The sequence below is a fragment of the Bradyrhizobium sp. USDA 223 genome, from assembly GCF_044909005.1.
In the GTDB taxonomy this organism is placed as follows: Bacteria; Pseudomonadota; Alphaproteobacteria; order Rhizobiales; family Xanthobacteraceae; genus Bradyrhizobium; species Bradyrhizobium yuanmingense.
Map to the genome: position 1 here is coordinate 3,014,043 of NZ_JBIYDR010000001.1, position 12,069 is coordinate 3,026,111.

The 12,069-nt window shown below is 65.5% G+C and carries 14 protein-coding genes; 5 read left to right on the forward strand and 9 right to left on the reverse strand.

From position 1 onward, the window contains the following. Positions 1-12: 12 nt before the first annotated feature. From fabF to ABIA40_RS14000, 6 genes are all read right to left on the reverse strand, one after another. A complete protein-coding gene (fabF, locus tag ABIA40_RS13975) occupies positions 13-1,278 on the reverse strand; it encodes a beta-ketoacyl-ACP synthase II (RefSeq protein ID WP_128261997.1) in 1,266 nt (421 codons plus the stop codon). A 108-nt stretch (positions 1,279-1,386) separates the two neighbouring features. Then, positions 1,387-1,626 carry an acyl carrier protein gene (locus tag ABIA40_RS13980; protein ID WP_008551805.1) on the reverse strand — a complete coding sequence of 80 codons (240 nt, stop codon included), beginning with the start codon at positions 1,624-1,626 and terminating at the stop codon, positions 1,387-1,389. A 312-nt stretch (positions 1,627-1,938) separates the two neighbouring features. Then, positions 1,939-2,676 carry a 3-oxoacyl-[acyl-carrier-protein] reductase gene (gene fabG, locus ABIA40_RS13985; RefSeq protein ID WP_025035827.1) on the reverse strand — a complete coding sequence of 246 codons (738 nt, stop codon included), beginning with the start codon at positions 2,674-2,676 and terminating at the stop codon, positions 1,939-1,941. A 12-nt stretch (positions 2,677-2,688) separates the two neighbouring features. After that, a complete protein-coding gene (gene fabD / locus ABIA40_RS13990) occupies positions 2,689-3,648 on the reverse strand; it encodes an ACP S-malonyltransferase (protein ID WP_404541572.1) in 960 nt (319 codons plus the stop codon). 188 nt (positions 3,649-3,836) lie between these two features. Continuing rightward, positions 3,837-4,862, reverse strand: coding sequence for a fatty acid desaturase family protein (locus ABIA40_RS13995; RefSeq protein WP_404541574.1), 1,026 nt, complete (start codon positions 4,860-4,862; stop codon positions 3,837-3,839). 3 nt (positions 4,863-4,865) lie between these two features. After that, positions 4,866-5,570: a TetR/AcrR family transcriptional regulator C-terminal domain-containing protein gene (locus ABIA40_RS14000; protein ID WP_404541576.1), complete on the reverse strand. Its 705-nt coding sequence runs from the start codon at positions 5,568-5,570 to the stop codon at positions 4,866-4,868. Between the two features lie 351 nt (positions 5,571-5,921). Between ABIA40_RS14000 and rpsF the strand changes: the two genes are divergently transcribed. The 4 genes from rpsF (at position 5,922) to rplI (ending at position 8,396) form a co-directional block, all read left to right on the forward strand. Further along, a complete protein-coding gene (rpsF, locus tag ABIA40_RS14005; protein WP_025035823.1) occupies positions 5,922-6,389 on the forward strand; it encodes a 30S ribosomal protein S6 in 468 nt (155 codons plus the stop codon). Between the two features lie 5 nt (positions 6,390-6,394). Further along, entirely contained in the window at positions 6,395-6,634 is a 240-nt protein-coding gene (rpsR, locus tag ABIA40_RS14010; protein ID WP_007592020.1) for a 30S ribosomal protein S18, read from the forward strand. A gap of 134 nt (positions 6,635-6,768) precedes the next feature. Further along, positions 6,769-7,746 (forward strand): hypothetical protein, encoded by a 978-nt coding sequence (locus tag ABIA40_RS14015; RefSeq protein ID WP_404541580.1) that lies wholly within the window; start codon positions 6,769-6,771, stop codon positions 7,744-7,746. A 50-nt stretch (positions 7,747-7,796) separates the two neighbouring features. Continuing rightward, positions 7,797-8,396: a 50S ribosomal protein L9 gene (rplI, locus tag ABIA40_RS14020; protein WP_036000730.1), complete on the forward strand. Its 600-nt coding sequence runs from the start codon at positions 7,797-7,799 to the stop codon at positions 8,394-8,396. Between the two features lie 114 nt (positions 8,397-8,510). On the opposite strand, the gene ABIA40_RS14025 is transcribed toward rplI, so the two are convergent. From ABIA40_RS14025 to ABIA40_RS14035, 3 genes are all read right to left on the reverse strand, one after another. Next, a complete protein-coding gene (locus ABIA40_RS14025) occupies positions 8,511-8,978 on the reverse strand; it encodes a PaaI family thioesterase (protein ID WP_404541585.1) in 468 nt (155 codons plus the stop codon). 11 nt (positions 8,979-8,989) lie between these two features. Continuing rightward, positions 8,990-9,586, reverse strand: coding sequence for a TetR/AcrR family transcriptional regulator (locus ABIA40_RS14030; RefSeq protein WP_404541588.1), 597 nt, complete (start codon positions 9,584-9,586; stop codon positions 8,990-8,992). 108 nt (positions 9,587-9,694) lie between these two features. Then, complete coding sequence (locus ABIA40_RS14035; RefSeq protein WP_271547043.1) at positions 9,695-10,543, reverse strand: hypothetical protein; 849 nt, start codon at positions 10,541-10,543, stop codon at positions 9,695-9,697. Between the two features lie 274 nt (positions 10,544-10,817). Here ABIA40_RS14035 and ABIA40_RS14040 point away from each other — a divergent pair, with 274 nt between their 5' ends. After that, positions 10,818-12,068: a class I SAM-dependent methyltransferase gene (locus ABIA40_RS14040; RefSeq protein ID WP_404541592.1), complete on the forward strand. Its 1,251-nt coding sequence runs from the start codon at positions 10,818-10,820 to the stop codon at positions 12,066-12,068. The last annotated feature ends 1 nt before the right edge of the window (position 12,069 follow it).

Sequence of the window (12,069 nt, forward strand, 5' to 3'; positions counted from 1 at the left end):
CTCAAACACAAACTAACTGACTAGGCGCCGGACGATCACCGACGCATTGGTACCGCCAAAACCAAAAGAGTTCGACAACGCGACGTTGACCTCACGCTGCTTCGCCTTGTGCGGCACGAGATCGATCGCGGTCTCGACCGACGGATTGTCGAGATTGATCGTCGGCGGCACGACATTATCGCGAATCGCCAGAATCGCGAAAATCGCTTCGATCGCACCGGCCGCGCCGAGCAGATGGCCGGTCGACGACTTGGTCGAGGACATCGCGACCTTGGAGGCGGCGTTGCCGAGCAGACGCTCGACCGCGCCGAGCTCGATCTCGTCGCCGAGCGGCGTCGAGGTACCGTGCGCGTTGATGTAATCGAGATCGGACGGCGTCAGCCCGGCGCGCTTGAGCGCGGCCGACATGCTGCGGAAGCCACCATCGCCGTCGGGCGACGGCGAGGTGATGTGATAGGCATCGCCCGACAGACCATAGCCGATCACCTCGGCATAGATCCTCGCGCCGCGGCGCCTGGCGTGCTCCAGCTCCTCCAGGACGAGGACGCCGGCGCCCTCGCCCATCACGAAGCCGTCGCGGTCCTTATCGTAGGGACGCGAGGCCTTTTCGGGAGTCTCGTTGAAACCGGTCGACAGCGCGCGCGCGGCGTTGAAGCCCGCAATGCCGATGCGGCTGATCGGCGACTCGGCGCCGCCCGCGACCATCACGTCGGCATCGCCCAGCGCGATCAGGCGGGCGGCATCGCCGACCGCATGCGCGCCGGTCGAACAGGCCGTGACCACCGAATGGTTCGGTCCCTTCAGTCCGTGCGCGATCGAGACGTAGCCGGAGGCGAGGTTGATCAGGCGGCCCGGAATGAAGAACGGCGACACCCGGCGCGGCCCGCGCTCCTTCAGCAGGATCGCGGTGTCGGCGATGCCGTTGAGGCCGCCGATGCCGGAGCCGATCATGGTGCCGGTCGCGCACTTGTCCTCTTCGGTCTCGGGATGCCAGTTGGCGTCGTCGAGCGCCTGGCCGGCCGCGGCCATGCCGAAGATGATGAAGTCGTCGACCTTGCGCTGGTCCTTCGGCTCCATCCACTTGTCCGGATTGAAGCTGTCGTTCGAGCCGTCGCCGCGCACGACCGTGCAGGCGATCTTGGTCTGCAGATCGGAGACATCGAAGCTCTCGATCCTGCGCGCACCGCTTTCGCCGTTGAGGATGCGCTTCCAGGTCGGCTCGACGCCACAGCCGAGTGGCGAGACCATGCCGAGACCCGTGACGACAACCCGCCTCATATCCGAAAACTCCGCATCGAAAGAATCACGGCCAATAACAAGAAACCGGCTGACCGCTGCGAAGCGGCCCGTCCGGTTTCAATGTTGTCCCCGCGAAATTGAAGAGCCTTAGCTCTTCGCGTTCTTCTCGAGAAACTTCGTAGCGTCGCCGACGGTGAGAATCGTTTCCGCAGCGTCGTCCGGAATCTCGCAACCGAATTCCTCTTCGAACGCCATCACCAGCTCGACGGTATCCAGACTGTCGGCGCCGAGGTCGTCGATGAAGCTCGCGTTGTCGACAACCTTCTCGGGTTCAACACCAAGGTGTTCGACCACGATCTTCTTAACCCGCTCGCCAATGTCACTCATTGCTTAACCTCGTGTTGTTCCCTGTAGACCCGACCCCCCGGGACGATACGAGCCGTCGTGGTCGTTTGACTGCCTTCGCTTACGAACTTTGATTTGGCCCATCCTAACCGATGGAGGCCCCGGCGAACGACGGCCAAAGGCTCCGCATCGCCAATATACAGGGTTTCAAAAACCTGCAATGGCGTTCTTTGCCCATCCGTTGGAGGTCCGGTTATCATACTTCAATTGCCTTGACTACAAGCCTCATTTCGCTCCGGAAACGGCCGTTTGCCGCATGCCGCACCGCCGTGACAGGCGACGCGGCACGAGACGTCAGATCATGGCCATGCCGCCGTTGACGTGGATGGTCTGCCCGGTGACGTAGGCTGCTTCGTTCGAGCTCAGATAGACGGCGGCCGCTGCGATGTCCTCGGGCGTCCCGAGGCGGGCGGCCGGAACCTTGGTGAGAATCGTTTCGCGCTGCTTGTCGTTGAGCGCATCGGTCATCGGCGTCTTGATGAAGCCCGGCGCGATGCAGTTCGCGGTCACGCCACGCTTGGCGTATTCGGCCCCTAACGTCTTGATCATGCCGATCAGGCCGGCCTTCGACGCAGTATAATTGCCTTGCCCGGGATTGCCGGTGACGCCGACCACCGAGGTGATGGCGACGATGCGGCCGAAGCGCTTGCGCATCATCAGCTTGGTCGCGGCGCGCGCCAGGCGGAAGGTCGCGGTCAGATTGACGTTGATGACCTCGTCCCAGTCCTCGTCGCGAAGCTGCACGAAGAGATTGTCGCGCGTGATGCCGGCATTGGCGATGAGAATGTCGACCTGGCCCATCGCCGCCTCCGCAGCGGGCACCAGCGCCTCGACCTCATCGGCCTTGGAGAGATTGCAGGGCAGCACGTGGGCGCGCTCGCCGAGCTTGCCGGCGAGCTCGTCCAGCACCTCCTTGCGCGTCCCTGAAATGGCGACGGTGGCGCCCTGCGCGTGCAGCGCCTGCGCGATCGCGCCGCCAATGCCGCCGGTCGCGCCGGTGACGAGCGCCTTTCGGCCAGTCAGATCGAACATTGATGGGCTCCTTTAAGCCTGCTTCGCTGCGGCCAATGCATCCTTGGCGGCGGCAATATCGTTCGGGCCGCCGACCGCAATGCCGACGGCGCCGTCCGCGATACGCTTGACGAGACCGGTCAGCACCTTGCCGGCGCCGATCTCGAAGAAGCGGGTGACGCCCTGCCCGGCCATGTAAGCCACCGACTCGCGCCAGCGCACCGTGCCGGTGACCTGCTCGACCAGGCGGCGGCGGATCTCGTCGGGATCGGTGATGGCGCTCGCCAGCACGTTCGACACCAGCGGGGCGGCCGGCGCCTTGATCGTGACCTTCGACAGCGCCTCCGCCATGGCATCCGCAGCCGGCTGCATCAGCTTGCAATGGAACGGGGCGGACACCGGCAGCAGCATCGCGCGCTTGGCGCCCTTGGCCTTGGCGATCTCGACGGCGCGATCGACCGCAGCCTTGTCGCCGGAGACGACGACCTGGCCGCCGCCATTGTCGTTGGCGGCCTGGCAGACCTGCCCCTGCGCCGCCTCGCCCGCAACTTCCATGGCGGCCTCGTAGTCGAGACCGAGCAGCGCGGCCATCGCGCCGGCGCCGACCGGGACCGCCTTTTGCATTGCGAGACCGCGGGTGCGAAGCAGACGCGCGGTATCCGAAACCGTCAGGCTGCCGGCCGCCGCCAGCGCCGAATATTCACCGAGCGAGTGGCCGGCGACGAAGGCAGCATCTCGTCCCATGGAAAAACCAGCCTCCGCCTCGAGCACGCGCAAGGTCGCGACAGACACGGCCATCAGCGCCGGCTGGGCGTTCTCGGTGAGCTGGAGAGTTTCGGCCGGACCTTCCCAGATGATGGCCGTCAGCTTCTCCCCGAGCGCGGCATCGACCTCGTCGAATACGGCGCGCGCCACCGGGAAGGCGTCGGCCAGGGCCTTGCCCATGCCGACAGCCTGGGAACCCTGCCCAGGAAATGTGAATGCAGCCGTCATCGGCGCTCCCTGCTGTCAGGCATGATCCCTGTTCTGAACCGGCAGCCGATTTACGCCCGGCCTTAGGCCGGGGTTCCTTGGGCCATGGTTCCGGATCATGCTCCAAAGGGGGCCGTAGACACCGTCCGGGGCCGCACTGTCAAGCCGAGACGGGAACCTGGAGCAGCATTCAACGGGGAATGAGCCCCTCAAAACCCGCCGGCGGTCTGGTTGGCATCGACGTCCGCTCCTGCCCGCGCGCGCCGCGCACTGTTCACCAGTTGCCCCGGCCGATCCTCGCGGTTCGGCTTTGCCGTGGCCAGCCGCAGCACCGCAGCGTAGTTCGGCTGCACTTCCATGCGATCGGCGTACCGGCTCGCACTCAGCAGCCGGTGCACCTTCGGCAGATTGTAGCAGGGCACGTAGAACAACAGATGATGCTCGAGGTGATAGTTCACGTAATACGGCGCGATGAACAGGCGCTCGAGAAAATTGGCATGCGTCGTGCGCGTGTTGCGCAAGGGGTCGCTGCTATCGGGGACGACGGCGTGCTCGGCGATATTGCGGATGCGGGTGATGACCATCATCCACGTCAAGAGCGGCACCAGCCAGAGCAGCGGATAGGCCCACCACACGCCGGCCGCGGCGAGCGCGGCAAACATGATCCCGTTGACCACACATTGCGGGCCAAGCATCTCCCAGAAATGCGCCGCGCGTCGCCGCCATGACCAGGCCCTTGGCCCGAGCGCGTTGAGCAACTGCGCCTTGCGCTGCTGATAGCCGGTCTGCCCGGTGATGTCGCGGATGAACTTGCGACGATAGCTCAGCTTCGTGATCGGAAACGGCGCCGACAGCACCAGGTCGGGGTCGTCCTCCTGCTGGGTGCGCGCATGGTGCTGAAGGTGATAGCGCCGGTAGCTGCGCGTCTCCGCAAACAGCGGATAGGCGCAGAACCACTGACTCAGCGTCAGATTGGTTTTCTCGTCGGCGGACAGGCAGCCATGTGCGCCGTCATGCATCAGGATCGCAAGGCCGAGCTGGCGCGAGCCGATGATGGCGACGGCGAAGATATAGGTGAGCGGATTGGGCCACCACGCGACCAGCGCGATGGCTGCAATGATCAGCGCCCAGGCGTGCGCGATCAGCGCAGCGCCTTTCCACGTCGCGCGCTGGCGCACCTCGGCCAATTGATCGTCGGTCAGGAAATCGCGGGCACGCATGCGAAGCGCGGTCATGGCCTAACCCTTTCCATTCGAATTGTCGGATGCCTCGCGCGCCTCGACGAGACGCAGGCGCCCGGTGTCTTCAGTGGATTTCGCCTGCTCGCCCAGCACGCGCAGCATCTCGGCGCAGAGCGCCTCGGGCGAGCGGCCCATCGCATAGCCCTCGAGAATGACGCCGATGGCGACCGCCCAGAAGCGCCGCGAGCTTTCGTCGGGCGCGCGCAGCGAGCGCCAACCGTGCCGCTCGACCTGCCCCGCATAAGCGCGCGCACCCTCGCTGTGCAGGCGCTCGATGGTGCGCTCCACCAGTGGCGCGAGATCCTGGCGACGCCGCGTCAGCGTCAGCGCCTCGGCGAAGAAGGCGACCGAATCGCTCGCCGTCACGGTCTCGGCCAGCGCGTGGGTGTATTCCCCGGGAGTCCGCGCCTTGAGCGCCGCCTGCTCGGTGGCCCGTGCCAGATACAACAGATCCCGGCAGGCGCATTCGACGAACAGCGCCTCCTTGGTGCGGAAGTAATAGGTGATCTGGCTCGGGAACGCGTCCGCGGCGGCCGCGATGTCGGTAATCGACGTGCCTGACAGCCCCCGCTCCCGAAACAGCGGGCTCGCAGCATCCAGGAGCAGTGACCGCATCTTGCGGCCGGCCGAGCGCGTCGCGCGCGCGGCGTGCTTGGGGTCGCCTGCCGCTTCGAGCGGCGCATCGGCCGACGCTTCCACCATGGAATCCTCTCCGCTGATTTATTTGTATGTTATACAAACAAATAGATCAAGCCGAATCTTGGTATTGGAGGATGGGGCTCTTGTTCCCGGTTGGAGGGGCGGACCGGCTCGGCTCGAAGATGCCCCTCCACCTTGCAAAGCCGGCCAAAATCCGTATAAGGCGCCCATCCGCAGACCCCGGCCGGGAGCTGAACGGACGGTCTCAGCAAATCATTCGTGATTTTGATGTGGCAGGGCCAGTCGGCCCGTCGTCCCGTGTTTCCGCCTTCTGAGCTTGATCCCAGAGTCCTTTCCGAAGGCCTCTTAAGGGTTTGACGCCGGGCGATGCGCCAACATGAGGAAAGGACGACCATGCCTCTTTACGAGCATGTTTTTCTCGCGCGTCAGGACGCGAGCCCGCAGCAGGTCGAAGAGCTGACTGCGCAGATGACCGGTATCGTCGAAGGTCTCGGCGGCAAGATCACCAAGACCGAGAATTGGGGCGTGCGCTCCCTCACCTACCGGATGAACAAGAACCGCAAGGCGCACTTCGTGCTGCTCAACATCGACGCGCCGTCCGCGGCGATCGCCGAGATCGAGCGCCAGGAGCGCATCAGCGAAGACGTGATCCGCTATCTCAGCGTCCGCGTCGAGGAGCTCGAGGAAGGCCCGTCCGCGATGATGCGCAAGGCCGACCGTGATCGCGAGCGTGACGACCGCGGCGGTGGCTTCCGCGGCGAGCGTGAAGGCGGCTTCCGTGGCGACCGCGAGGGCGGTTTCCGCGGTGATCGCGGTCCGCGCCGTCCGCGCGACGAAGCTGAAACCACGGATGGGGAGTAAGACCAATGGCTGAAGCTGGTGCACGCCGCCCGTTTTTCCGTCGTCGCAAGAGCTGCCCGTTCACGGGCGCCAATGCTCCGAAGATCGACTACAAGGACTCCAAGCTCTTGATGCGTTACGTCTCCGAGCGCGGCAAGATCGTGCCGAGCCGCATCACCGCGGTGTCCGCGAAGAAGCAGCGTGAGCTCGCCCGCGCCATCAAGCGCGCGCGCTTCCTGGGCCTCCTGCCCTACGTCATTCGCTGATACGACCAATTCGACCGGCGGCGCTAGCGCCGCCGGTCGCAACTTTTTCGAACTCATAAGGCTTCCGGGTCGTCCGGTCGCCGATGGTTGGGGCAAGCGACGCCTCTAACCGCTCGAAGGGAGCGGGACAGCTGATGATGGCCTTTGGACTGATAGCCCTGATCGCCGGCGCTGCGTCGGCCCTGATGTTCGCCTCGATCATCTCGGGCGCGCTGATCGCGCTTGTCCTGTTCTATCTCGCTCCGCTCCCCCTGATGGTCGCCGCGATCGGCTGGGGCCCGCTTTGCGCGAGCCTCGGCGGCATCGCTGCCGCGATCGGCCTTGGCGCCCTGTTCGGCCTGCCCTACTGCATCGCCTTCGCCGTCACCGTCGCGTTGCCGGCGTGGTGGCTCGGCCATCTCGTCCTGCTCGGACGTCAGGTGGGAAGCGCCGCGTCTGCGACCGGCACCGCGCCCTCCGCGGAGCCGGACGTCGAGTGGTACCCGGTCGGCCGCATCCTGCTCTGGATTGCAGGCTTCGCGACGCTGACCACGATGGCCGCTTTGCTCACGCTCGGGACCGACGCCGAGACCATCATCGGCACGTTGCGCCGTGGCCTGACGCGCCTCCTGCGCGCCACCGACACGCAAACTTCGGGCGAAGCCAGCCAGTTCGTCGACGCGCTGGTGCGCATCGCACCCGCCGCCGCCACGATTGCCGCGACGATGACGCTGACCCTCAACCTCTGGCTCAGCGCCAAGGTGACCGCGACGTCGGGCCGGCTGCGCCGTCCCTGGCCGGACCTCAAGACCACCGAGCTGCCGCAGATGACGCTGGTGGTGCTGTGCATCTCCCTCGCCTTCTGCTTCACCGGGGGGCTGCTTGGCATCGTGGCGCAGATCGCCACTGCCGCGCTGTTGATGAGCTATGCGCTGGCCGGTTTCGCCGTATTGCATACGCTGACGCTCGCGCTGAACGGCCGCACGTTCTGGCTCGGCTCGACCTACGCCGCCGTCGTCGTGTTCGGATGGCCCGTGGTCGCGATGGTGATCCTTGGGCTTGCGGATGCCTTGTTTGGTTTGCGCGAACGCTTCCTGCGCAGCCGGCAGCCGCCGCCACTGCCTACCCCCTGAGTTCAACCCGAAACTGAAACCTTCGAGAGCACTTCAAAAGGAGAACGAATATGGAAGTCATTTTGCTGGAACGCGTCAACAAGCTCGGCCAGATGGGCGAAGTCGTGAAGGTTCGCGACGGCTACGCTCGCAATTTCCTGCTCAAGCGCGGCAAGGCGCTGCGCGCCACCGCCGACAACCGGGCCAAGTATGACGGCATGAAAGCCGAGCTCGAAGCGCGCAACCTCGCCTCGAAGGCCGAGGCGTCCAAGGTCGCAGAGAAGATCGAGGGCAAGAACATCATCGTGATCCGCCAGGCCTCGGAAGCCGGCCAGCTGTTCGGCTCGGTCAACGTGCGTGACATCGTGCTCGCGTTCGAAGCCGACGGCGTTTCGCTCGCCCGTCCGCAGATCCAGCTCGACGCGCCGATCAAGACCATCGGCAAGCACTCGATCACCGTTGCCGTTCATCCCGAAGTCGAGGTCGAGATCACCGTCACGGTTGCCCGCAGCCAGGACGAGGCCGAGCGCATCAACCGCGGCGAGGACATATCGACCCGCAACGAGGATCGCGACGCGGCCGCCGAGGCGATCGCCGCCGCCGGCGAGTTCTTCGATCCGGAAGCCCAGCACGACGAGGTCGCGCCGGCGCCGGCTGCGGAAGAGAAGTAAGCCACAACTCGTCATGCGCGGGCTTGACCCGCGCATCCATCGTCAAAGAAGCTTTCTTGATGGATTGCCGGGTCAAGCCCGGCAATGACGAAGAAACAACGGAGCCCGGCTGCCTCACGCGGCCGGGCTTTTCGTTTTCGCAACGACGTCCTCGCTCAGCATCGCGATCGAGGCCAGCGCGGTGGCCGTATGCTTCTCGACGCCGTCGCTGACGCAGAACACGTCGGCGGCGACCACCGCGACCTGGCGGCCCGGCTTGATCACCCGGGCGCGGCAGATCAGCTTTTCGCCGACCGCAGGCGACAGCAGATTGAGCTTGTATTCCGCTGTCAACGCCGGCTGGCCGCGCGACGTGGCGGCTGCGATCGTGGTGGCGTTGTCGACCAGGAAGGCGGTGACGCCGCCATGGAAGAAGCCGTGCTGCTGTAACAGCTCCGGCCGGCGCTCCACGGCGATGGTGCAGGTGCCGCGCGCCAATTCGGAGAGCTCGGCGCCGACCAGGTTCATGAAACCCTGCCGGCCGATATTGGCGTGGATGCGCTCGGCAATCGGCGCAAATTCCGGATCAGCTTCGGCCCGCATGCGATCTCCCCTTATTGCTTGTTGATGCGATCGAACGGCCTCAGCGCACGATTGGCGCAGGCGATCAGCGTGTCCGCCTCGATGCGCGGATCGGTGCGCTCGCGACCCGACAGATAGGCGCGGCAGAAAATCTGCGCCGGACCGATCAGCTGGCTAACGAACATCACCGGCGTCATCGGGAGAAGTTCGCCGCTTGCGACAAGCGGCGCGCGCCAGCGCTCAATGCCTTCGGCAAGCCGCGCATTCTGCGCCCGCTGGGCGTCGCGCACGTCTTCGCCCCACTCGCTGCGCGAGATCTCGAAGAGGTAGCGCGCCTCGCGCCGGCTGGTGACGATCCAGTCGAGATGCGCCCGGATCAGGCGATCGATGCCCTGCTCGGCGTCGGGGCCGGGATCGAGCGCAGCCAGTATCGCGGCGTGATAGTGCCGCAGGACCTCCAGAAACAACGCACCGGCAAGTTCTTTCTTCGAACCGAAGACGTGGAAGAAGCTGCCGTTGGAAGCCCGCGCGCGGGTGCGGATCGCAGCCACCGTCGCGGCTTCGAAGCCGACGCGGTCGAACACGGCAAGGCCGGCCGCCAACAGATCGTCTCGTACGCTCGCCGTCATGGGCGCCTCCTAGAGCAATACTCTAGAGCACTACTCTAATGACGGTCAAGACGATGCGAAGGCCGCGGATGGGCGCCTTCGCATCGTCGATCGAAAGATCCGGGTGACTTAGCGCGAGATCGGCGGCGCCGGCGGACCGGAGGACGCAGGCGGCGCCGGCGGCGGCGGGGCTGCAGCGGTCGCGGGCGGCGCCTGTTCCTGCGGTTTGGCCGCGGGGGCCGGCTCGGCAGGTTTCGGAGCAGCCTCTTCCACCGGCTTGGGCGCGGCCGGCTCAGCGGGCTTGGCGGCGGCTGGAGCGGCCGGCGTCACCTGCGGGACCGGATCTGGCCGCAGCGCCGGCGTCTCGCTGCGCGGCTCGACCTTGGCGCTGTCAGGCTTGACGGGCTCCGGCTTCGGCTCGCTCTTCTTGTCGTCGCTCGCCGGCGCCGCGGCATCGACCTTCGGGGCTTCCTCCGTGTCGGGCTTGGCGCGCCGCTTGCCTTTGCGTGCCTCGGGCGCAGCCTCTCCCTCCGGCTTGGCACCCTCCTCGGCCGGCCGCGCCGCACGCTTCTGGCGCGTACCCTCGGCGGCAGAAGCAGCGCCCTCGCCGTCCGGCCTCGCGGCATCCTGCGCGCGCTGGCGCCGACCCTGTTGTTCAGGCGCGGCGCCGTCCTTCTTGGCGTCCTTGGCCTGATAGCGGGTGTCGGTGGCACCGTTCGAGATCAGATAGGCGGAGAGGACGCCCGCCATGTCCGAACTCGTCGTGTAGTGCTGGCGCAGGAATCCCGGCAGCGAGCCGGGCGACACGGACTTCAGCAGCCCGCGCGGGCTCTTGTGGCAGACATTGCAGGTCTGCGAGAACAGCTGCGACGGGGTCTTGCCAGCCTCGAGATTCGTCGCCTGCGCAAGAACGGAATTAGCCGCACCGAAGCCAATCAGAAGCAACACCGTCGCGAGGCTGAGCGCTCGGCTCGACATTCCCATCATCTCCGTTGAATTTCCGCAAATGCAGCCGGCATCCGGCGCGGCGGCGGTCACCTTTTAACCGATTGAGCCGCGAATGGAAGCAGGTCCGCGCGCAAGGATGTGATTAAGCGGTTTTCGAATATCTACTTTGAACACAGTGCAATAGCGCAGCCGGAACCGGCTCGCTAGATTTGAATGCAAACGCATAGGAACCGCTGCGGCGCCTGGGCGTCAGTTATAAAGGCCGGGTAGTCGCATCTTTCGGGTTCGCTCGAGAGGATTGCCGATGGACCGTTTGTTGCGTCGATTTCTGTCCCAATTCATCCGCCGCGGGTCGTTGACGGTGACCAGCGCGAGCGGGTCGAAGTTCACCGTCGGCGACGGCTCCGGCGAGCCGGTCGCAGTCCGCTTCGTCACTGCGGACTCCGAGCGGAGGGTCCTCGTCAATCCCGAGCTGGGGCTGGGCGAGGCCTACATGAACGGCGAGTTCGTGGTCGAGCGCGGCACCATAGCTGATGCCCTCGCGATCCTGCTCGATCAACCCGACCCATTGCCGCAGTGGGCAAAGCCGTGGTGGCACCTGCGCTACCTGACGCGGCACCTCAAGCAGTTCAATCCCCGCCCGCGCTCCCGTCAAAACGTGGCTCATCATTACGATCTCGACGGCCGGCTCTATTCGCTATTTCTCGATGCCGACAAGCAATATAGCTGCGCCTATTTCGAGACGCCCCAGATGTCGCTGGACGACGCGCAGCTTGCCAAGAAGCGGCACATCGCGGCGAAGCTTCTCGTCGGCAATGGCCAGCGCGTGCTCGACATCGGCTCCGGCTGGGGTGGCCTCGGGCTCTATCTCGCCGAGATCGCGGGCGCCGACGTCACCGGCATCACGCTCTCGACCGAGCAGCTGCAGGTCGCCAATGCGCGCGCCGCCGAAAAGGGCCTGACGGGCTCGGCCAGATTCCAGCTCCAGGATTATCGCGACGTCGAAGGTACGTTCGACCGCATCGTCTCCGTCGGCATGTTCGAACATGTCGGGGCGAGGTTCTACGACGCCTACTTCCAGCGCTGCGCCGAGCTGCTGAAGGAAGACGGCGTCATGCTGCTGCATTCGATCGGCCGTTCGCAGGGACCGGATTCGACCAATCCGTGGATCGCCAAATACATCTTCCCCGGCGGCTACATCCCCGCCCTCTCGGAGGTGCTGCCGGCGATCGAGCGCGCGGGCCTGCTGGTCTGCGACATCGAGATTCTGCGCCTGCACTACGCCGAGACGCTGAAGGCTTGGCGCGAGCGGTTCATGGCGCGGCGCGAGGAAGCCGTGCAGCTCTACGACGAGCGCTTCGCCTTGATGTGGGAATTTTACCTCGCGGCCTGCGAGATGACGTTCCGCAAGCAAGCCATGATGAACTTCCAGATCCAGATCACCCGTCGCCAGGGCGTGGTGCCGATGACCCGCGACTATATTCCGCAGGAAGAAGCCCGGCTGCGGGCCCGGGAGGGCGCGGCCATGCCGAAGCTCAAGCTGGCTGGTGAATAGG

Excerpts from the sequence above, each read along its gene's own strand:
- fabF (WP_128261997.1), bottom strand. The coding sequence starts at position 1,278 with ATGAGGCGGGTTGTCGTCACGGGTCTCGGCATGGTCTCGCCACTCGGC.
- ABIA40_RS13980 (WP_008551805.1), bottom strand. The coding sequence starts at position 1,626 with ATGAGTGACATTGGCGAGCGGGTTAAGAAGATCGTGGTCGAACACCTT.
- fabG (WP_025035827.1), bottom strand. The coding sequence starts at position 2,676 with ATGTTCGATCTGACTGGCCGAAAGGCGCTCGTCACCGGCGCGACCGGC.
- fabD (WP_404541572.1), bottom strand. The coding sequence starts at position 3,648 with ATGACGGCTGCATTCACATTTCCTGGGCAGGGTTCCCAGGCTGTCGGC.
- ABIA40_RS13995 (WP_404541574.1), bottom strand. The coding sequence starts at position 4,862 with ATGACCGCGCTTCGCATGCGTGCCCGCGATTTCCTGACCGACGATCAA.
- ABIA40_RS14000 (WP_404541576.1), bottom strand. The coding sequence starts at position 5,570 with ATGGTGGAAGCGTCGGCCGATGCGCCGCTCGAAGCGGCAGGCGACCCC.
- rpsF (WP_025035823.1), top strand. The coding sequence starts at position 5,922 with ATGCCTCTTTACGAGCATGTTTTTCTCGCGCGTCAGGACGCGAGCCCG.
- rpsR (WP_007592020.1), top strand. The coding sequence starts at position 6,395 with ATGGCTGAAGCTGGTGCACGCCGCCCGTTTTTCCGTCGTCGCAAGAGC.
- ABIA40_RS14015 (WP_404541580.1), top strand. The coding sequence starts at position 6,769 with ATGATGGCCTTTGGACTGATAGCCCTGATCGCCGGCGCTGCGTCGGCC.
- rplI (WP_036000730.1), top strand. The coding sequence starts at position 7,797 with ATGGAAGTCATTTTGCTGGAACGCGTCAACAAGCTCGGCCAGATGGGC.
- ABIA40_RS14025 (WP_404541585.1), bottom strand. The coding sequence starts at position 8,978 with ATGCGGGCCGAAGCTGATCCGGAATTTGCGCCGATTGCCGAGCGCATC.
- ABIA40_RS14030 (WP_404541588.1), bottom strand. The coding sequence starts at position 9,586 with ATGACGGCGAGCGTACGAGACGATCTGTTGGCGGCCGGCCTTGCCGTG.
- ABIA40_RS14035 (WP_271547043.1), bottom strand. The coding sequence starts at position 10,543 with ATGTCGAGCCGAGCGCTCAGCCTCGCGACGGTGTTGCTTCTGATTGGC.
- ABIA40_RS14040 (WP_404541592.1), top strand. The coding sequence starts at position 10,818 with ATGGACCGTTTGTTGCGTCGATTTCTGTCCCAATTCATCCGCCGCGGG.